The organism is Candidatus Pelagibacter communis, assembly GCF_001179925.1.
Taxonomy (GTDB): Bacteria; Pseudomonadota; Alphaproteobacteria; order Pelagibacterales; family Pelagibacteraceae; genus Pelagibacter; species Pelagibacter ubique_E.
In genome coordinates this window covers 1-1484 of sequence record NZ_CVSF01000048.1, presented here as the reverse complement: position 1 = coordinate 1484, position 1484 = coordinate 1, and the positions used below count along the sequence as shown (strand labels likewise).

General features: G+C 33.5%; 1 protein-coding gene. It reads left to right on the top strand.

Translation table 11 applies throughout. The annotated features are described in order from the left end of the window. Positions 1-168 precede the first annotated feature (168 nt). Positions 169-1484: DNA polymerase (locus tag AMN70_RS03195; protein ID WP_075501717.1), on the top strand; the 1316-nt coding region annotated here is incomplete at its 3' end.

The following is a 1484-nucleotide window of genomic DNA, read 5'->3' as shown; positions in this document are numbered from 1 at the left end:
TGAAGAAGATATTAAAGCTAATTAATATAGTTTTAAAATATCCCAATGTATGTCCAATACTATTTGTTCATACACCAAAGACTAAACAAATATTGGAAGACGCATTTTTTCATGTGGCTCCAATAATTCCAACAATCCTAAATATAAAAATAATTGTGATGCACTAATATGAGATTAATATTTGATATAGAAACAAATGGTTTCTTATCAGAAGCAACTAAAATTCATTCAATTGTTATTAAGGACATAGATACCAAACAACTTTATTCTTATCATGGAGATAAGATAGGTAGAGGTTTATATCTTTTAAGTGGTGCTAGCTTGTTAGTTGGCCACAACATTTTAAAATTTGATATACCTGTCATTAATAAATTATATCCAGAATATAAAATTGAAGGTGATGTATTTGATACATTGTTAGTTAGCCGACTGATATGGACTAATAGAAAAGAAGAAGATTTTAGAATGAAAGAACTTCCACTTAATTTAGCTGGAAGACATTCACTTGAAAGCTGGGGTTATAGATTAGGTTTAAGAAAAGGTGACTTTATTAAAACTGGTGACTTCAGTAAGTGGTCTCAAGAAATGCAAGACTATTGTGAAAAAGATGTAGAAGTCACTTATGAACTTTTTAAATTAATTGAAAAACAAAAATATTCGCAAGAGGCTATTGAGTTAGAACACGACTTTGCCAGATGTATATATCTGCAAGAAGCACATGGATTTCATTTTGATGTGGCTTCTGCAAAGAAGCTGTATGCCTCACTTGCAAACAGAAGGTTGGAGTTGGAGAAATCTTTAACTTCAGCCTTCCCAAAATGGCAGAAATATATTGGTACTTTTATTCCTAAAAGAGACAATAGAACTCTAGGTTATAAAAAAGGTGTACCAGTAAAAAGATATAAAGAATTAACTTTCAATCCAAACTCAAGAGACCATATCAGTGATAGGTTAATGGACAAAGGTTGGAAGCCAAAAGAATTTACGCCAGATGGAAAGCCAAAAGTAGATGAAAGTATTTTATCTACATTAGATTTTCCAGAAGCAAAATTATTATCAGAACATTTTTTAATACAAAAAAGAATAGGTCAATTAGCAGAAGGCAATAACGCCTGGCTAAAATTACAAAAGGATGGAATTATATATGGAAGCGTTATCACGAATGGTGCAAACACTGGGAGGTGTACTCACCAAAAGCCTAATGTTGCACAAACACCTTCTGTTGGTGTTCCTTATGGTAAAGAATGTAGGTCTCTATTTATTGTTCCTAACAGCTTTCGTCTTATTGGGTGTGATGCTAGTGGTCTTGAACTTCGTTGTCTTGCTCATTATCTCGGTGCTTTCGATGAAGGTAGTTTTGCAAAGCAATTACTCGATGGGGATATTCACACCTACAATCAAAAACAGATTGGCTTACCAACGAGAGATTTGGCGAAGAGGGTTATATATGGTGTCATCTATGGCATCGGAGATGCGAGGCTTGG